We start from the raw sequence: 19,417 nt of genomic DNA, 5'->3' as shown, positions 1-19,417 counted from the left end.
CCCGTTGCACCGGGCGGCGGTGGTCGCCTCTGAACGTGCGCCTCTCGCAGGAGTGTCAGTCATGAGCCAATCTAGCGATGTCGAGAATCTTTTTCGGCGTTTTGGCGGAAACGCCGCGGATTACCAGGAAGTCGGCCGCGAAGACGGTGCCGAGGTGGCGCGTCGGCGTTGGCCGCTGCTCGGCTCCCTGACGCAGACGACTCGAGGCACGGTTCCCCCGCTTGCGGAGCAACCGATGCAGCCGTCGCCGATGCCGCCTAAGGCGCCAATCGCCGCGACAGCGACTACTTCGGCGGATGGCGTAAGCTCAGCACCAATGTCGGCCGACAGGCCCGACACGGCGGAACCGGCCGAGCGCTCACCGCTCGCAGGCCTTTTCGGTACCCCGAGCGCGAGCGGCGAGCGGCCAATACCCGCGGCCGGCTCGTCGCGCAAATTGACGGATCTGTTCCGGAGGCTCGCCGCCGTCCCCAGCGGCTCCGATACCGACTCATCGCCGCTGCGCCAGCTCGCGAGCGCGAAACGGAACCTGCCATGAACGTCGTCGCTGTCGTCTCGGCAAAAGGCGGCGTCGGCAAGACGACGCTCGCCGCCAACCTTGCCTCCGTGCTCGCCGCGGGCGGCCAGCGTGTCGTCGCGGTCGACCTCGATCCGCAAAATGCGCTGCGCTTGCACTTCGGCGTGCCGCTCGAGAGCGTCGATGGCCTCTCTCGCGCCACGCTGCGCGGCGAAAGCTGGGTCACGGCGCTCGTCGGCGGAACCGATGGTGTGATCGTATCGCCGTACGGCGAGCTCAACGAGGACGACCGGCGCCGCTTCGAAGCCCATCTCGACGCCAACCCCGACGCCGTACGTCATGCGCTCGACGAATTGCCGCTCGACGCGTCGGACATCGTCATCATCGATACGCCGCCGGGCGCCTCCGTCTACGCGCGCGCGGCGCTGCGCGCAGCCACGTTCGCGGTCAACGTGGTGCTCGCCGATGCGGCCTCGTACGCGGCGATTCCGCAGATGGAGCGCCTCATCGACTGTTACGCCGCGCCGCGGCGCGAGTTCATCGGCCACGGGTACGTCGTCAATCAAGTCGATCAAACGCGCCAGCTGACGAAAGACGTGCTGAAGGTGCTGCGCGATTCACGCGGCGCGATGATGTTCCCGGGCGTCATTCATCACGACGAAGGGGTCAGCGAAGCGCTCGCCTATCAGACGACGCTCGTCGCCTACGATGCGGTCAGCCGTGCCGCCGCCGATCTTAAAAGCTGCGCGCAGTGGCTCCTCGACGCCCTCGCTTGCGCGCCGGCCCGCACGCGGAGCATCGCATGAGCAGCAAGCCGCTTCCGGCGCTCGATAGCGCCGCCGCCCCCTCTCGCCTCGAACGGTTCGTCGACGCATCGCTCTGGGACACCCGTGTGATGCGCCTCATTGTGACCGCCTTGGCGCTCGTCGCGCTCTACTTCGTCGTCACGGTGCCGTTCGCCTTCTCGGAGCAGTTGCTGTTCGCCGTTCTCTGCTTCGCCGCCGCGCTTTTCTTTCGGCGGCTCGAGGGCCGCTATGCAACGCTTGTGATGGTGATGCTCTCGGTCGTCGCCTCTGGCCGCTACATCTACTGGCGGCTGACGGCCACCACGCAGTGGGAGCACGCGCTCGACGCCATCTGGGGAACGTTCGTCGTTGCCGCGGAGCTCTACTCGTGCGTCGTGCTGCTGCTCGGCTATTTCCAGACGTCGTGGCCGCTCAAGCGCGCCCCCGTGCCGTTGCCGGCCTCGCGCGACGAATGGCCGACCGTCGATGTCTTCATTCCCACCTATAACGAGCCGCTTTCCGTCGTCAAGCCGACGATCTATGCGGCGATGGCGCTCGACTACCCCGCTGCGAAGCTGTCGATTCACGTCCTCGACGACGGCCGCCGGCCCGAATTCAAGGCCTTTTGCGAGGAGGTCGGCGTGCACTGGACGATTCGCACGCACAACCGCCATGCGAAGGCGGGCAACATCAACGAGGCGCTCAAGCATACGAGCGGCGAATACTTCGCGATCTTCGACTGCGATCACATTCCCACGCGCTCGTTTCTGCAGGTTTGCCTCGGTTGGTTCCTGCGCGACAAGCGCCTCGCGATGCTGCAGACGCCGCACCACTTTTTCTCAGCGGACCCATTCGAGCGCAACCTCGGCACGTTCCGCAAAGTGCCGAACGAGGGCGAGCTCTTCTATGGTCTCGTGCAGGACGGCAACGATCTCTGGAACGCGACCTTCTTCTGCGGCTCGTGCGCGTTGTTGCGGCGCTCGATGGTCGAGGAGATCGGCGGCATCGCCGTCGAAACTGTCACCGAGGACGCGCATACCGCCCTCAAGCTTCATCGCCGCGGCTATACGACGGCCTACCTCGCGATTCCGCAGGCGGCCGGCCTCGCTACCGAAAGCCTCTCGGGTCATATTGGACAGCGAATCCGCTGGGCGCGCGGCATGACGCAGATCTTCCGCGTCGACAATCCGCTGCTGGGGGGTGGCGGGCTCAAGATCAGTCAGCGGCTTTGCTACCTGAACGCGATGATGCACTTCTTCTACGGCATCCCGCGACTCATCTTCCTGACGGCGCCGCTCTCGTTCCTTTTCTTCGGCGCGCACATCATCGATGCCGCGGCCAGCACGATCGCCATCTACGCGTTGCCGCACATGGCGCACGCGAACGTGACGAACTCGCGGATGCAACGCGCGTTCCGGCATTCATTCTGGGCGGAAGTCTACGAATCGGTGCTCGCCTCTTACATCACGTTGCCCACGCTGCTTGCGCTCATCAACCCGAAGCTCGGCAAGTTCAACGTCACGGCCAAAGGCGGTCAGATCGAAAAGAACTATTTCGACTGGGCGATTTCCCGGCCTTATCTGCTGTTGCTGCTGCTGAACGTGCTCGGCATCGTCGCGGGCGTCGCGCACATCGGCTTCAACTGGCATGTGAAAGGCGAAGTACAGACGACGCTGCTGAACCTGGCCTGGACCGGCTACAACGTGCTGATTCTCGGCGCGTGCGTGGCCGCGGCGCGCGAACGCAAACAGATCCGAGCCGTGCATCGCGTGGCGATGCGCATTCCCGTCACGCTCAAATTCTCGACAGGCCGCACGCTTGCCTGCGAAACGATCGATTACTCGGAGGGCGGCGTCGCCGTCGCGCTGCCGCAGCAGATGAGCGTGCCCTCCGAGGAACGCGTGATCGTCTCGCTCTTTCGCGGCGCCGAGGAGTACGCGTTTCCGGCAACCGTCGGCTACAGCGAGCCCGGCAGAGTGGGCTTGCGGTTCGACGCGCTCACGCGCGAGCAGGAGTTCGAGCTCGTCAGTGCAACGTTCGCGCGCGCCGATGCCTGGACCAGCTGGTCGGAGGGCCGCGCGCACGACACGCCGCTGCGCGCCCTGTCACACGTGCTGCGAGTCGGATCGAGCGGCATCGCCGGATTGTTCGAACACCTCGGCAGCGACCTCAAGGCCCGGTTCTCGCGCAAACGCGAGCCACAACAGCAAGAAAAAGGCACAGCCTGAGATGAAACCCTCCCGACGCTCACTGTATCTGCTGCCCCTCGCGGGCGTAGCGCTGCTCGCGAGTGTGATGACCTCGTCGATGGCGGCGAGTGCCACGCCGAGCGCCCTGCCGCCCGCCGCGCCGTTCACGCCGAATGCGATCGTTCAAGCCGCGCTTGCCACGCCGGCACCGCAGGATGCGCTCGCCGCCAAAGCGACCGCGGCAACCATGCCGACGACGGCGAACCCGGGCATCGTCGTGCCGGGCGGGCGGCGCCAGGGTCTGACGTTTGCCGAACTCGGCGCGCTCGATCCGCTGCAGTTGCGCGGCGTCGAGGGGCAGAACGGCGTCGAGTTCTCCGTGCGTCGCGACGAAGTCGTGACGAGCGCGATACTGCATCTCGTCTACAGCTATTCGCCGGCCCTGCTGCCCGATCTCTCGCAGCTCAACGTGCTCATTAACGGAGAACTGGCCGCCACGCTGCCGCTTCCGCGCGAGCAGGCCGGCATGCAAGTGGCGCGCGACGTCTCGATCGATCCGCGCTTCATCACCGAGTTCAATCACGTCAACGTCGAGCTCGTCGGCCATTACACGCGCAAGTGCGAAGACCCGGCGCACTCGTCGCTCTGGGCCTCGGTCAGCAATCACAGTTCGCTCGAGCTCACCTACGCGACGCTGCAAAGCAAACCCGATCTCGCCGATCTGCCGCGGCCGTTCTTCGATCGGCGCGACGTACGCCGGCTCGAGCTGCCCTTCGTGCTGCCGGGCAAGCCCGACATCGGCACGCTAGAAGCAGCGGGCGCGGTCGCGTCGTGGTTCGGCGCGAATGCCGGCTACCGGGGCGCGCTCTTCCCGACGCAGTTCGATAACGCGCCGCTCACGGGCAATGCCGTCGTCTTCGCGACCGCGGACAATCGCCCGACCGGGATCGCGCTGCCGGAGATCGCGGGGCCGACACTCGCCATCGTGGACCGGCAGGCGCCCGCTCAAGGCAAGCTCCTTCTCGTACTCGGCCGCAACGAAGCCGAGCTGAAGACGGCGGCCGAGGCGTTGAGTCTGGGCGGCAACGAGCTGGCCGGCTCGAGCGTCACGATCACGAATGTCAAGTCCCTGGCACCGCGCGCGCCCTACGACGCGCCGAACTGGCTGCCCACCGATCGCCCCGTTCACTTCGGCGAACTGGCGGCCGAGCGCGATCTGACCGTATCGGGCTATAGCGCCGGGGCAGTGCGCGTGAATCTGCGCGTTCCGCCCGACCTCTTCATGTGGCATTCGAAAGGCGCGCCGATCGATCTCGACTATCGCTACAGCGTGCGGCCGACGGCGGACCGCTCGTCGCTCAACATCAGCGTCAACGACGGTTTCGTGGAATCGCTGCCGATTCCGGCGCGCCCGACGTCGATGTTCGACCCGGCTCGTTACCTGAGCAGCATATTGCCCGACGGCACAGCGCAGGCGCACAAGCGCGTCTACATTCCGCCGCTGCTGCTCACGCCGCGCGCGCAGTTGCGCCTGCACTTCTTTTATGACATTCCCAACACCGGCGAATGTCACGGACGCATGCTCGAAAACGTGGTGGGCACGATCGATCCGAATTCCGTCATCGACGTCTCGTCGTTTCCTCACTACATCGCGCTGCCTGATCTCGCGGCATTCGCCAACAGCGGCTTCCCGTTCACGCGGATGGCGGATCTGTCGGAGACGGCCGTGATCCTGCCCGACGACGCGAGCGCGAGCGACTACAGCCTTTATTTGCTCGAAATGGGGCGCATGGGAGCGTCGACGGGCTATCCGGTGCTCGGCGTGACTGTGGCGAGCGCGGGCGATGTCGAGAAGTTCGCCGACAAGGACCTGTTGGTTCTCGGCGCGCCCGGACATCAGCCGCTCTTGCAGAAATGGGCGAACTCGATGTCGTTTTCGGGCGACGGCAACGCCACGCGTTTCACCGTCTCGGACATCGTCTACAAGGTCGAAGACTGGTGGCAAGGCGGCGAGCGCGGCGTCTCGCGCCCGCCCGCGCGAGCGGATCTGTCGCTCGTCAGCTCGGAAAGCAACGCCGTCGTCACCGCGTTTCAATCGCCGCTGCGCCGCGGCCGCAGCGTCGTCGCGCTGATCGGCGCCGCTGGGCAGTCGGACGCCAACCTCGCCTCCGCGTTGCTCGATTCCGACGTCGTGCCGATGATCCAGGGCGCCACCGACGTCATTCACGGCCGGTCCGTCACGGTGACGTCGAACGGCAACACCTACTACGTCGGCCATCTGTCGCCGTTGGACTACCTGCGCTGGGCGCTTTCGTCGCATCCGATCCTGCTCGCATTGTCGGGCGTGTTCGCGGCGCTCGTTTTCGGCGCGCTGTTCTATCGAGCGTTGCGCGCAGTCGCGACGCGGCGTCTGAGCGAATGAGCGGCTGAAATGGCAACAAGATCAGCCATGGTGCAAACCATCGCCCTCGCGCTATCGCTCGGCCAAGGCCATGCGGCGCACGCGGCCAATCCGCCCGAGCCGGCCTCGCATGTCGCCGCCCAGTGCGACGACTGGCGCGCCTATCGCCTCTTTATCGAGCGTGATGTCTCCGGCGACGGTCGCGTCATCGATGCGTCGACGCCCGCCCAACAAACGACGACCGAAGGACAGGCCTACGCCATGTTCTTCGCGCTCGTCGCGAACGACCGCGCCACGTTCGACCGACTGCTCGGCTGGACGCGGGCGAACCTCGCGTCGAACCGCTTGGATGCAACCGCCGTAGCATTGCCGGCGTGGCTGTGGGGCCGCAGGCCCGACGGCTCATGGGGCGTGCTCGATCCGAATTCGGCCGCCGATGCGGATCTCTGGCTCGCCTACGATCTCATCGAGGCCGGCCGCCTTTGGCGCGAGCCCGAGTATCGGCAATTGGGCGAGGCACTCGCGCAACGCATCGCGAGCGAGGAAATCACGGACCTGCCGGGTCTCGGCACGATGCTGCTGCCGGGCCCGCACGGCTTCGTCAAAGATGGCGTCACACGCGTCAACCCCAGCTATATGCCGCTGCCGGTCTTGCGCCGCCTCGCGCATGCGGCGCCCAAGGGACCGTGGAATACCCTCGCGAACAACTCGTTGACCCTCATCAAGGCGACCGCGCCGCAGGGATTTGCGCCCGACTGGGCCGCCTGGCAGCAGGGCCGCTTCGGCGTCGACCCGCAAAAAGGCGATACGGGCAGCTACGACGCGATTCGCGTCTACCTGTGGGCCGGCCTGACCGCCTCCGGCGACCCGCTTGCCAAGCCCTGGCTGGCCGCGCTCGGCGGCATGCGCGCGCGCGTGGACAGCACGGGCTTTCCGCCCGAGAAAGTCGCGACCGCAACCGGAACCGCGGGCGGCGAGGGTCCGCTCTCGTACTGGGGCGCGCTGGCGCCGTACTTTTCCGCGCTCGGCGATAAGCGCAATGCCTCGCTTGCGCGCCTGCACCTCTCAGTGCTCGACGGCGATGCGCCCGACAAGCAACCCCTTTATTACGATCGTGTGCTGGGCTTGTTCGGCACCGGATTCATCGACGGCCGCTTCCACTTCGACGTAGACGGCCGTCTCGTGCCGAATTGGAGACCTGCATGCGGCTGAAGTCCCTTGCACTCGCACTGAGCGTTGCCGCGGCCTGCGGGGCCACGAACACCCCGCGCGCGCAGACGGCGCCGGCCAAAATCGATCCGATGAATGTCCTCATCTCGCAGGGCAAGTATTGGCAAGCGCATCGGCGCGGCGATCTCGCCGAGCAAGCATGGCGCAAGGTGCTCGGCATCGATCCCAACCAACCCGATGCGATCTACGGGATGGGTATCGTCCTTGCCGACCGCAAGAACGTCGGCGAGGCACAGCAGTACCTCGAACACCTGCGGCAAGTGGCGCCGAACTATCCGGAGCTCGACGAGCTCGCGCGGCGCCTGGGCATCTTCAGTCCGCGGGATCAGGCCGTCAATGAAGCGCGACGTCTTGCGCAAAGCGGCCAGAACACGGCGGCGGCGCAGGAGTATCAGCGAGCGCTGACGGGCAAGCCCGCGTCGGCCGAGCTGCAACTCGAGTACTACCAGGCGCTCGCGGCGACGCCGCAGGGGTGGGAGGAGGCGCGCCGCGGTCTCGAGCAGCTCGCGCGCGAGCATACCGACGATCCGCGCTATGCGCTCGCTTACGCGCAGCATCTCACGTATCGCGACGCGACGCGCCGGGAAGGCATCGCGCGGCTGGAAAAGCTCGCGAACGATGCAACGACCGGCGAGGCCGCGCGCCGAAGCTGGCGCCAGGCGTTGCTCTGGCTCGGCGCACGCGCGTCCGATGCTGCGTTGTACCAGGACTATTTGCGTGTTGCAGGCGACGACGTGGCGGTCAAAGCGCGCTACGAATCGATGGTCGAGCAGGACAAAGAAGCGCGGACGCGCGCGCAGCAAGCCGCGGCGGCAAGCGCGCACGGACGGGCGATTGCCGATGCGTTCGATGCGCTCAACCGCGGGGATCTCGAATCCGCGAAGCGGCAATTCACGGCGATCCTCTCGAAGTCGCCCGAGGATGCCGACGCGCTTGGCGGCATGGGCATCGTCGCGCTCAAGCAAGAGCGTTTTGCGGAGGCACGCAACGATCTGGAGCGTGCGAGCGCGCGAAGCGCCAACCCCGCACGCTGGAAGAGCTCTTTGCAAAGCGCAACCTATTGGAGCTACACGAGCGAGGCGATCGGCGCGCGCAGCAACGGCGAGTACGCGAAAGCAAAGACGCTCTTCGAGCGCGCCATCGCGCTCGATCCGTCGGACGTCACGGCTCAAGTGCTGCTCGCGGACATGCTGCTTGCCAATCGCGACGCTGCCGGCGCCGAGCAGGCGTACCGGATGGCGCTGCGCCGGCAGGCGGACAATCCCGATGCGATCCGCGGACTCATCGGCGCGCTGGCCGCGCAAGGGCGCGCCAGCGAAGCGCTCGCGCTCGCGAGCAAGCTCACGACCGAGCAGCAGGCAAAGGCCGGGGGCATCGATCGATTGCGCGGTACCGTCGAGGCCGGACAGGCACGCGCAGCCGAAGCGCGTGGCGACCTCGGCACGGCGCGCAGCCTCTTCGAAGATGCGCTCGCGAGCAATCCGACGGATCCGTGGCTGCGACTCGACCTTGCGCGCATTTACGTACGCGAAGGCGCCCTCGGCAACGCGCGCAGCATGATGGACGGGTTGCTTGCGACGAACCCCGATATGCCCGATGCGATCTATGCAAGTGCGTTGCTTGCCGCGGAAACGCACGATTGGTCGAAGGGACTCGCGCTGCTCGAGAAAGTGCCGGCAAAACAGCGGACGGATGCGATGGCGACCCTGCAGCACCGTCTCTGGGTACACCAGCAAGCCGAACTCGCGGCGCAGCTCGCTCGCGAAGGCCGGCCGCAGGATGCCGCGGCGACGCTGCGATCGGCGCTGCCTGTCGCGGGCGGCAATGCCGAATTGATCGGCGCGATCGCAACGGGCTATCTGCAGATCGGCGACGCGGGCCAGGCGCTTGCGCTCGTTCGCGACGCCGCCCAAGCGGCGCCCGGCAGCGCCGACGTCCTCTTGCAATACGCGGGCATCGCGCTCGCGGCGCGGCAAGACGCCGAGCGCGACGACGTCATGCGCAGACTGGCAGCGATGCCGCTGACGGCGGCCCAGCATGCCGACCTCGACAAGCTCAACATCGCGATCGTCGTGCAGAGAACGGACGCTGTCCGCGAACGCGGCGACCTCGCCGGTGCTTACGACGTCATGTCGCCGTGGCTTGCGGCCATGCCCGACGAGCCGGACCTGCAAGCCGCCCTGGGCCGGCTCTACTCGAGCGCCGGCGATGATGCCAACGCGCTCGCGAATTACCGTGCGGCGCTCGCGCGCCGCCCCGACGATCAGGGATTGCTGTTGGCCGCGATCGGGGCCGCGAGCGGCGTGAAGCAATTCGACTATGCGAAGTCGCTCGCTCGGAAGGCGCTCAACGCGGCGCCGAACGATCCACCGACACTCGCGGCGGTCGGCCGCATGTATCGGGCCGAGGGCGATCTCTCGCACGCGGCGCTCTACCTGCGGCGCTCGCTGATCGCCGCGAACAGTTCGGCCGGCAATCAGGCCGGACGCGCCGACCGCTTCAGCAACGTGCCCCGCAATTGGCAAATCGCGATGCAACGGATCGGCACCGCGCCCCTGCCGGGCACGAACCCATTCGTGGGAAAGACGCCCGTTGCCGGCGCGGCGCAATCGACGAGTCTCGACGCCGATGCATCGGCAGATGCGAACGGCGGCGCGCGCAGTGCTTTGCCGACACTGCCTACCTTCTTATCGCCTTCTTCTCCGAGGCAAAACGTGCCTTACTATCCGCCGGTTTCCCAGCCTGCCTCTGAGCCGGGGCTCGAGCCCGCTCCCTACGTCGCTCCGTACAACGCGCCGACAGCGGCGCCCGCCGGGGGGTATGGTCCTGAGATGTACGGTGCCGCCGAATCGGGAGCGGTGGGCGCCGCACCGTATGTAGGGGTGCCTGACGGCTACGCGCCGACGCCTTGGCCGATGTCGCCGGCCGCGCAGGATGCGCAGATCGCACAGGCGTATCCCGCGGGGGCACCGTATGGTCAGGGCATGCCTGCGCGAACGCAGGAAGTTCAACGCGGCAACAAGAAGACAGCGGCGCGCAAAAGCGCGGGCTCGGCGGCTAACGCGATGCAGCGCGGCGCTTACGCGCGAGCGAATGGCATGCCGGCCGGATATGCGCCGCAGCCGTATTACGGGCAACCGGGCTATCCGCAGCAACAGCCTGCATACGCGCAACAGCCGTATCCCTACCCACCGCAGCCCGCCTATGCGCGCCAGCCTCAGTACGCACAGCAACAGGCGTATGCGCAGCAGCCCGTCTATGGGCAACCGTACCCGCGCCAGGCGGCGTATCGGCAGCAACCGCAGCCGTACACACCCTACGCACCCGCGCCGCAACCGGTGTATGCCGCGCAACAGCCGTATGTACCGCAGCCACCGTATCCTGTACAGTCGCAACAGGCATATGTTCCTCAACCGCCGGCCGGATATGGGCAGCCCTACTATGCTCAGCAAGCTGTGCCGCGAGGCTATGCCGACGAGATGGGTGCGGACGCTAACGTGGATAGTGCGACCGGCGCTAGTTCGCAAACGACGAGTGTCGCAGACGAACTTGCGGATATCAATCGCGAGCAATCGAGCACGGTTTCCGGCGGCATCGTCTTCCGCAACCGGGCCGGGGAGGACGGCATGTCCAGTTTGACGGACATCGAAGCGCCCATTCAAGGACGCATCAAGGCAGGCAACGGTCATATTGTCGTTACCGCGACGCCAGTTACGCTCGATGCGGGGACCGGGAGCACCGATCTTAATGCAATGAACCGTTTCGGCACGGGTCTGACCTCGCGGTCTGCGGTGACCGACGCGGCTAGAGGACAAAATCCGTTCGGAGCACAGAATTCGTCTGGAGTGGGGCTTTCTTTGGGCTATGAAGGCCGCAGTTTGGAGGGGGATGTCGGGGTTACGCCACTGGGATTCACCGAATCGAATATCGTCGGAGGCGCGAGTTACAACGGAGCCGTTACCGATAGGACAACGTACTCACTGGCCGTCGCTCGCCGCGCCGTCACTGACAGTTTGCTGTCTTATGCTGGCGCGAACGATCAGGCCGTTGGCCTGAAGTGGGGGGGAGTCACATCGAACGGTGCGCTCGGCAGCCTTGCATGGGACGATGGTAGAAGCGGCCTCTACGTTAATACCGCTTACCAGTACTACGACGGACATAACGTCGCCAGCAATTACGCAGTCAAAGGTGGCGGTGGCATATATAGTCGGCTTTTCAAGTCTACAGACCAGACGTTGACGGTAGGCTTGAATACGACACTGATGCACTACGATAAGAACCTGTCGTACTTCACTTATGGCCAAGGCGGCTACTTCAGTCCGCAGCAATACGTCATCCTGAATCTTCCAGTGGAATGGGCGGGCCGCAATGGACCGTTCACATTCGACGTGAAGGGCTCCATCGGCATACAACATTACCGAGAAGACGCGTCAAACTACTTCCCGACGGATCCCAACCGACAGTCGATCGCGGCTTCCGTTGCCAATACGCTTCGATCCGCCGGAGTTCAGGCGGACGCGAACGCTGTCTACCCCGGCCAGAGCAAAACCGGCATCGCGTACTCACTCAGTGCTGCGGGGGAATATCAGCTAGCGCCGCAGCTTGCGGTCGGCGCGACGGCATCGCTTGGTAACGCGTATCAGTATCGCGAATGGTTCGCCGCGGTGTACATGCGCTACAGCTTCACGAAGGAAATGGGCCTGCAGCCGTTCCCGCCGAGACCCCTCACGTCGCCGTACTTGTCGTTGTCGGAGTGACCTGACATTCGCGGCAGCCGATCTGTCCTCGTGCTGCGCTCAGCTGAGCTCTTGGGCGAGCCCAATGAGAAGCCCTTCGGGCCCGCGGATGTAGCAAAGCCGATACGCGTCTTTATACCGGACCACCTCGCCCACGAGCTGCGCACCGCGCATGCGCAGCCGTTCGAGCGTCTCGTCGATGTCATCGACGGCGAACATGACGCGAAGATAGCCTAGGGCGTTGACCGGGTGGTTCCGGTGATCGGTGACGACTGCCGGCGTGATGAACCGGGAGAGCTCGAGCCGGCTGTGGCCGTCCGGCGTGCGCATCATCGCAATCTCGACACGCTGATCGCCGAGCCCAGTAACACGTCCCGCCCATTCTCCGTCGATCGTGGCCCGCCCCTCGAGTTCGAGGCCGAGTTCGCGAAAGAAATCAATCGTCCCTGCGAGGTCTTCGACGACGATTCCTACGTTGTCCATCCGCTTGAGCGCCATTGTGCCAATCTCCGAGGTGTCGTTGCGATCTCGCACGTGTCGTCTAGTCTAACAACGGACGCTGGGTGCGCCCGGGCACGGATGATGCTTCATGGACGTTACGCACTGGTCTTCGCGCAATGCGCGGACGGGCGCCCGAACGACAGCAGTTCATCGATCGCGCCCGTCAATAATGGAAGGACGCAAAACGAAGCCGAGCATCCCCTTACTGGCAGTCAGTTTCTTCGCCGCGGATGTGCAGGCAGGCGCGGGTCCGTTTCTCGGCATCTACCTGCAAGAACACGGATGGACCCCCGATATGATCGGCACCGTGCTGACCTTGGGGGCGATCGTCGGAGTGATCGCGACCGTGCCGGCCGGCGCGCTCGTCGATGCCACCTGTCATCGACGCGCAGTGGTGGTTGGCGCCAGCTCCCTGACGATCGTTGCCGCGTGCGTTATCTGGTTTTCCCGCGGTTACTGGCCGATTGCGTTTTCGCAGATCGCGACGGCCGTTGGCGGCTCGGTCATGGGAACGGCACTGACGGGACTGACACTCGGAATGACCGGCCGGAAAAATTTCGACCGCCAGTACGGCCGGAATCAGGTGGCGAACCACGCGGGAAACATCGCGGCGGCTGCATTGTCCGGCGCGATCGGCTGGTGGCTCGGCATCATCTGGGTGTTCGCGCTTGCCGCGGCATTCGGCCTCGCGTGCATCGCATCCGTCCTGCTGATTCCCGCGCGTGCGGTGCATCGGCACTATGCGCGTGGACTCGTACACGAAGACGATACGGACCAATCACCGGTGCGCGCGGAGAGCATGCGCGCCGTGTTTCGCTGCCGCCCGCTCGTGTTGCTTGCGATCGCGCTCGCAGCGTTCAGCCTGGGCAACTCCGCCATGCTGCCGCTTTACAGCCTTGCACAATCAGCGGCTCACCACCACAGCGCAAGCGGGATTACCGCGGCCAATATCATCATTTCCCAGGTCGTGATGCTGACTGCTGCCGTCTATGCCAGCCGCGTCATCCGCCGCTGGGGTTTCTGGTGGGTCATCCTAGTGACGCTGGTTACGCTTCCGCTGCGAGGTTTCACCGCGGCGTCGCTGACGGCGGTGTGGGCAATACTGCCCGTGCAGATTTTCGACGGACTCGGTTCCGGCCTGCAGAGCGTTGCGATACCCGCATTGGTCGTGCACCTGTTGCACGGCACCGGACGGGTGAACCTGGGTCAGGGAGCGGTGATAAGCGTGGAGGCCGCGGGCGGTTGCCTCAGTCCATTGCTTGGCGGCTGGCTCGCCAGCCGCTTCGGCTATCCAGCCGCCTTCATTGCGCTCGGTAGCCTCGCGGCCATCTCTCTCGCGGTATGGGTTACGCAAGGCGCGACGATCAGGCGAATCTGCGATACACGCCGCGACGAGTTGGACAAAATGTCCGATCTCGATGCGTCGGCATTGTTTTCGTAGACTTGGTCATTTTCACCCGCTCGGCTTCAGTGCGAATCCGCGGCTTGCATGGTGATGGCGCGCAGCTTGAACGCAATGGCAATCGCGATAACGAGCAACGATCCTGTCATGCCTGTCACGCCAGGCCATCCGCCGACACTCCAGAACACGCCACCGACGGACCCCACCACGCTCGATCCGACGTAGTAGGCAAAGAGGTACATCGATGAAGCCTGTGCTTTGCTGCTCCGAGCGCGAGCCCCGATCCACGCGCTCGCGACGGAATGCGAGCCGAAAAACCCGATCGTCAACACCGCGATGCCGGCGATGATCACCGGCAGCGAATTGGCCCGCGTAAGCGCGGTGCCGAGCAGCATCAGACCGAGCGTCGCCGGCAGCAACGTTTGCCGGCCGAGCCGTTCTGACAGGCTGCCGACCCACGCCGAGCTAACGATTCCGCATAAGTAGACGGCGAAGATCAGACCGATCCCTGTCTGACTCATCGAGAACGGCGGCGCGATAAGTCTATAGCCAACGTAGTTATAGACGGTCACAAACGCGCCCATCAGCAGAAAGCCTTCCGCGAACAGCCACGGTAACGCACCATCGTGCAACTGCAGCGCATACGTCCTGGCCACCGGCATGAGGCGCAGTGGGCGCCGCGTGAAATGCCGCGACGCAGGCAGGTAACGCGAGAGGATGATCGCGCAGAACACTGCGAGCACAGCCATCGTCATCACGGCCGCGCGCCATCCCCAAAAGTCCGTCACCACGCCCGTCAGCAGACGCCCGGCCATGCCGCCCAGACCGGTGCCTCCAACGTACAGCCCCATCGCGACACCGAGCGAGCGCGGATGCATCTCTTCGCCGACATAGGCCATCGCAACGGCTGGCAAGCCGCTCAGCGCCACGCCCATCAGCGCGCGAGTGGCTAGCAGCGCATGCCAGTGCGGCAGTATCGCGCTGAGCGCAGCCAGCGCGGCTGACATGAACAACGAGCCGACCATCATCGGTTTGCGGCCCCACGTTTCGGAGAGCACGCCTGCAATGAGCATTGAGACAGCCAGCAGGCCGGTGGTCAGCGACAGCGCGAGACTGGCGCTTGCGGCGCTCACGTGAAAACTCTCGGAAAACAGCGGCATCAGCGGCTGCACGCAGTAGAGCAGCGCGAAAGTCGCAAAGCCGGCCGCGAACAGTGCGCAGTTCGTACGGATGAATGCAGGCGTGCCAAACTCGATTTTAGCGTTCACCGCCGCGGCGGAGACAAACGGTGCTGTCATCCGCGCGGTCTCGCTTCGTGGATCCAGAAGGTCGACGTCTTGTTCGGTCATGTTCGAGCCCTGCTCGAGGAGTGCTTCGATAATGTGGAATACTCGCGCGTCGCCGCATACGCGTCCAATATTGATTCCGCGCCGATTGATACATGGGAGATATCATGGATTTGCGCCGCATCCGCTACTTCGTCGTACTGGCTGAGACGCTGCATTTCGGCCGGGCCGCACTGCGCCTGAACATCGCGCAGCCGCCGCTCAGTCAGCAGATTCGCGTGCTCGAAGAGGAGCTCGGCGCGCAATTGTTCGATCGCGGCAACCGGCGCGTGGACTTGACGCCGGCCGGCAAGGCGTTGTTGCCCGAGGCGCGCGCGCTGCTCGCTCAGGCCGAGCGGGTGTCGACGGTGGCGGCACGTGCACAACGCGGCGAAATCGGGGAGCTGCGTGTCGGATTGACGGGGTCGGCCGCCTTCACTGCGTTGATTCCGCGTCTGATTCTCAACTATCGCCAGCGTTTTCCGGGCGTGCATTTGCGAATCGAGGAGCTGACGACGCAGGAGCAACTGGCGGCACTGCTCGAGCAGCGGCTCGATGTTGCGATCGTGCGCGGCATATCGGCCCCCGATCTGCCACCGACACTGCGCGCGACGCGTTTGTTCGAAGACTCGCTCATCGTCGCGCTGCCGCCTCATCACCGGCTCACAGCGGCCGCGAAGCCACTCACGATCGGCGCATTGGCGGACGAGACGTTCGTCATGTACCCGCGCGAAAGCGGGACCGGCGTGTACGATCAGATCATCGCGCTCTGCCGGCAGGCCGGGTTTGCCCCGCGCATAGGGCAGGAAGCGCGCGCCGCGCCGACGATCGTCGGGCTCGTCGCGGCAGGGCTCGGCGTCGCGCTGGTGCCGGAATCGCTGCGCAGCATGAACGCCAATGGCGTGGTGTACAGGCCGTTGAAGGAGAAAGGCGCGCGCTCGGCGATGTGGCTGGTGCTGCGGGCCCAACAGCCTTCATCGCAGGAGGCTGCCTTTGCCGCGATGGCAAAGGCGGCGTGAACCGGCGATCGCTCTGGCGCTGGCGGTCCTAGGCCGCCGGAAGTCGCATGTTTTGAGATGGGGTCAGTGCTAAGCTCGGACATCGGATGCGCGCATAAGGAATGAGCGCTCGCTTCGGACTGGCGAGATCGCTATGCGAATCGGGCGCGCAGATGCAGGGTTACGCAGTGCAAGGATTGTGAAATGCAAGGACTAACAGTGACTGAGCACGCGCTTTTTTACCCGGACGAATATCTGGAACGCGTCACAGCCTTTCTGGCAGAAGCCAGTGGCTGGTGCAAAAAACATGGCCTGTCAGTGGAGACGGGTGTAGTAACGCTCAGAGAGGAAAGGATGGCCGAATATGAAGCACCGAGTCTTTGCATAGCAAAGGACGGTGTATCTGTGGCCAAAATCGTCCCCGTCGGATCCAAGATCATAGGCGCACGTGGGAGAGTAGACCTGATCGGCCGAGTGGCGAGACATGCGTTTCTATTCCACGTTGGAAAAGGCCCAGGAATTTCGACAGAAACCGTATCTGGCAGGAAGTCCATAGGCTCATCGCCAACACCCATGCTCGCCGGAGTCAATGGGGACGGTTGGTACTGGATCGAGGCCACAGTCCGTCGACCGAAACGCATTGACGAAGGCCTGTTCATTGACCTGCTGACCGATGTTTCCGACTATGAATTCGAATAATCCGCTCGAACCCGTCTTCCGGGCTTTCTCCGTGGCGAGTGATTGCTTCAAGGTTGCCGAACGCACGATTCAAATTCAGCACGAGGAACTGATCCGACGCACAGAGTTCATTGGCGCAACTCCGGAGCAAGCAAACGCCGCCCTCGATGGCGCCGTAAAGCAAGCGGCCGACCTCGCCATTTTGGCGCTGTTTGCCACATTCGAGAGATGCGTCATCGAGCACCTGCAGACGGCGAATCGTCTGTTCGCGGCCGGATATCCGCAGCAATACTCGACCAGGCTTTCAGAAAAATTCGAAAGCGAGGTCGAGTACTGGAGATTCGGCGAGGTTCTCGACCTCTTCAAGAGCGAAGTCGACTCCAATCTGATCGGGCAGGTGAAGCAAATCAAGCAATACCGTGATTGGATCGCTCATCAGAACCCGAACAAGCCGACCCCTACGCAGGCCACGCCGGAGACGACCTTCGACGTCTTGACCAGGATGATCGAGCAGATCCGGTTGACGCACACGCCTCCCCCTGCCGATGAAGCGGTTGACGACATCGTCGAACTAGCGCCAGTTCAATAGAGGTATCGAGCAAGGCGCCCAAGTAACCGTGCTACTGGCGGGACCATAGCGATTCCGAAAAGCGGCCACTGCAATCCCTCGCGGCCCGCAATATTTGGCGACCGCGATCATCCGAAACGATCATCAAATAGCCCGCCAGCTCACGCCTCCGTCATCGACTCACCGATCGCCCCATCGCGCGCGACATCCATTCCCTTCGTCAACTCGAGCGCCTGCCGCTCAAAGAGCCGCCGGTAGAGCCCGCCCTCGATGCGAATCAACGCATTGTGACTGCCCTCCTCGACGATTCTCCCCTTATCGAGCACGAGCAGCCGATCCAAAGCGCGCACGGTCGATAGCCGGTGCGCCACGACGATCGTCGTCCGTCCGACCATGAGCCGCTCCATCGCCTGCTGGATCAACGCCTCGCTTTCGCTATCGAGGCTCGAGGTCGCCTCGTCGAAGATCAGCACAGGCGCATCGGCGAGAAACGCCCGTGCGATGGCAACACGTTGACGCTCTCCGCCGGAGAGCTTCACGCCGCGCTCGCCGACGAGCGTCTCATACCCCTTCGGCAAGCCCGAAATGAAATCATGCGCGTTCGCGAGCCGTGCCGCGCGCTCGATCTCCGCCTCTGTCGCACCCGGTTTCGCGTACGCAATGTTTTCCGCCAGCGTGCGATGAAACAGCAACGGCTCCTGCTGGACGATCGCAACCTGAGCGCGCAACGAAGCTTGCCCGACTTCGGCAATGTTCTGACCATCGATCGTGATCGCGCCACCCGACACGTCGTAGAGCCGCTGAATGAGCTTGATGAACGTCGTCTTGCCGGAACCGGAATGGCCGATCAGACCCACGCGCTCGCCCGGAGCGATCCGGACCGAGAAATTCGAATAGAGCGGCGCCGCGTGCGCGTCGTAGTGAAACGTGACGTGCTCGAATCGGATATCGCCCTTGTCGATGACGATCGGCGGCGCACCCGGCTTGTCTTCGATACCGAGCGGCTGACGCTCGAGCGCAACGAGCTCTTCCATATCGTTGACCGAGCGCTGCAAGTTGCGCACGAGCATCCCGACGTCGCGCAGGTAGCCCTGAAGCACGAGAAACATCGTCAGCGCGAATGCGATGTCGCCGACGCTCGCCTTGTCCTTCAACCAAAGGATCAACGCTGCGCCGAGGATCGCAGCCTGCATACCCGCGAGCATCATGTTCTGCACGCCGCCGTTGGCTGTCCCGCGCAGCCACGCGCGCCGCGTGCGCTCGCGCCATTTTCCGACGACGCGCGAAAGCCTCGCCTCTTCACGCAACTCCGCGCCGAACGCCTTGACGACGGAATTGCAGGTGACGGCATCGGCAAGCGCACCGCCGAGTCGCGTGTCCCACGCATTGCCAAGCCGCGCCGCCGGCGCGACGACGCCGAGCGACAGGCCGGCCGTGACGCCGACATAGATCAACGCGCCCGCGCCGACGACGGCACCCATGGCGGGCCAATGCATGCCGAGCAGCACCGTCGCGCCGATGAGCATCGCGAACGAAGGCAGCAAGCCGATCAAGACGGTGTCGTTCAGCAAATCGAGCGCCCACATCCCGCGCGTGATCTTGCGGACGGTCGAGCCCGCAAAGCTGTTCGCATGCCAATCGGTCGAAAAGCGCTGGACTCGGTGGAAGGCGTTGCCCGCGATTTCACTCATCATCCGCAACGTCAATGCGATGATCTGCACGAACATGAGGTAGCGCGCAAGCGCGGCGCCGAGCCCGAGCACGAGCATCGCCGCAAACGCCGCGAGCGCCGGGTGAAGGGCCGCGTGCCTGTCGGTCAAGCCATGCGCAAGCGCATTGACGAGACGGCCCGCGAAAAGCGGGGTCAGCACGTCGGCCACCGCGCCTGTCAGCGCGAAAAGCGCGATGACGACGATGCGCACGCGCTGCCGCCCCCAATGAGAAAACGTGTACCCAAGGACGCTCTTGAACGTCTGGGCGCCGAAAGTATTCTTGGCGATCATAAATGTTCAGCCGCCAAGCGCAGGGCGCTGGCGGTCATGGAATCGAAATACGAAAAGCACGGCGCGCGAACATCGAACCGCGCG

General features: G+C 64.5%; 12 protein-coding genes and 1 pseudogene. 10 read left to right on the top strand and 3 right to left on the bottom strand.

From position 1 onward, the window contains the following. The first annotated feature begins 61 nt into the window (after positions 1-61). The 6 genes and pseudogenes from bcsP (at position 62) to B0G57_RS21570 (ending at position 11,879) form a co-directional block, all read left to right on the top strand. A complete protein-coding gene (bcsP, locus tag B0G57_RS21595; RefSeq protein WP_018440048.1) occupies positions 62-538 on the top strand; it encodes a cellulose biosynthesis protein BcsP in 477 nt (158 codons plus the stop codon). Continuing rightward, complete coding sequence (gene bcsQ, locus B0G57_RS21590; protein ID WP_018440049.1) at positions 535-1,323, top strand: cellulose biosynthesis protein BcsQ; 789 nt, start codon at positions 535-537, stop codon at positions 1,321-1,323. The genes bcsP and bcsQ overlap by 4 nt, the downstream gene beginning before the upstream one ends. Beyond that, the gene (bcsA, locus tag B0G57_RS21585; RefSeq protein WP_026229550.1) at positions 1,320-3,530 is read left to right on the top strand and encodes a UDP-forming cellulose synthase catalytic subunit; all 2,211 of its coding nucleotides are present in this window, start codon (positions 1,320-1,322) and stop codon (positions 3,528-3,530) included. Before bcsQ ends, bcsA begins: the two co-directional genes overlap by 4 nt. Then, positions 3,412-5,892: pseudogene (gene bcsB / locus B0G57_RS21580) on the top strand (cellulose biosynthesis cyclic di-GMP-binding regulatory protein BcsB); the annotation flags it as partial. The gene bcsA and the pseudogene bcsB, both read left to right, overlap by 119 nt. Before the next feature lie 30 nt (positions 5,893-5,922). Then, entirely contained in the window at positions 5,923-7,104 is a 1,182-nt protein-coding gene (gene bcsZ / locus B0G57_RS21575; protein WP_026229551.1) for a cellulose synthase complex periplasmic endoglucanase BcsZ, read from the top strand. Then, positions 7,095-11,879: a cellulose synthase subunit BcsC-related outer membrane protein gene (locus B0G57_RS21570; RefSeq protein WP_020566118.1), complete on the top strand. Its 4,785-nt coding sequence runs from the start codon at positions 7,095-7,097 to the stop codon at positions 11,877-11,879. Before bcsZ ends, B0G57_RS21570 begins: the two co-directional genes overlap by 10 nt. A 39-nt stretch (positions 11,880-11,918) precedes the next feature. On the opposite strand, the gene B0G57_RS21565 is transcribed toward B0G57_RS21570, so the two are convergent. Continuing rightward, on the bottom strand, positions 11,919-12,356 hold the full coding sequence (locus B0G57_RS21565) for a VOC family protein (protein ID WP_018440054.1): 438 nt from the start codon (positions 12,354-12,356) through the stop codon (positions 11,919-11,921). Positions 12,357-12,528: 172 nt separating this feature from the next. Between B0G57_RS21565 and B0G57_RS21560 the strand changes: the two genes are divergently transcribed. Next, on the top strand, positions 12,529-13,800 hold the full coding sequence (locus B0G57_RS21560) for an MFS transporter (protein ID WP_018440055.1): 1,272 nt from the start codon (positions 12,529-12,531) through the stop codon (positions 13,798-13,800). 26 nt (positions 13,801-13,826) lie between these two features. Here B0G57_RS21560 and B0G57_RS21555 read toward each other — a convergent pair whose 3' ends face one another. Then, complete coding sequence (locus tag B0G57_RS21555; RefSeq protein WP_035468486.1) at positions 13,827-15,059, bottom strand: MFS transporter; 1,233 nt, start codon at positions 15,057-15,059, stop codon at positions 13,827-13,829. 155 nt (positions 15,060-15,214) lie between these two features. Between B0G57_RS21555 and B0G57_RS21550 the strand changes: the two genes are divergently transcribed. The 3 genes from B0G57_RS21550 to B0G57_RS21545 all read left to right on the top strand — a co-directional run bounded on the left by B0G57_RS21550 (position 15,215) and on the right by B0G57_RS21545 (position 17,351). Continuing rightward, on the top strand, positions 15,215-16,105 hold the full coding sequence (locus tag B0G57_RS21550) for a LysR substrate-binding domain-containing protein (RefSeq protein ID WP_018440057.1): 891 nt from the start codon (positions 15,215-15,217) through the stop codon (positions 16,103-16,105). Between the two features lie 183 nt (positions 16,106-16,288). Next, complete coding sequence (locus B0G57_RS30955) at positions 16,289-16,783, top strand: hypothetical protein (RefSeq protein WP_146013339.1); 495 nt, start codon at positions 16,289-16,291, stop codon at positions 16,781-16,783. Next, on the top strand, positions 16,770-17,351 hold the full coding sequence (locus B0G57_RS21545) for a hypothetical protein (protein ID WP_018440059.1): 582 nt from the start codon (positions 16,770-16,772) through the stop codon (positions 17,349-17,351). The genes B0G57_RS30955 and B0G57_RS21545 overlap by 14 nt, the downstream gene beginning before the upstream one ends. A gap of 140 nt (positions 17,352-17,491) precedes the next feature. Here B0G57_RS21545 and B0G57_RS21540 read toward each other — a convergent pair whose 3' ends face one another. After that, positions 17,492-19,333, bottom strand: a complete 1,842-nt coding sequence (locus tag B0G57_RS21540) for an ABC transporter ATP-binding protein (RefSeq protein WP_018440060.1) — start codon at positions 19,331-19,333, stop codon at positions 17,492-17,494. Positions 19,334-19,417: the final 84 nt, after the last annotated feature.

Origin of the sequence: Trinickia symbiotica (assembly GCF_002934455.1) — a bacterium.
Taxonomy (GTDB): Bacteria; Pseudomonadota; Gammaproteobacteria; order Burkholderiales; family Burkholderiaceae; genus Trinickia; species Trinickia symbiotica.
The sequence above is the reverse complement of the archived record's forward strand: the minus strand, read 5'-3'. Positions and strand labels throughout refer to the sequence as shown.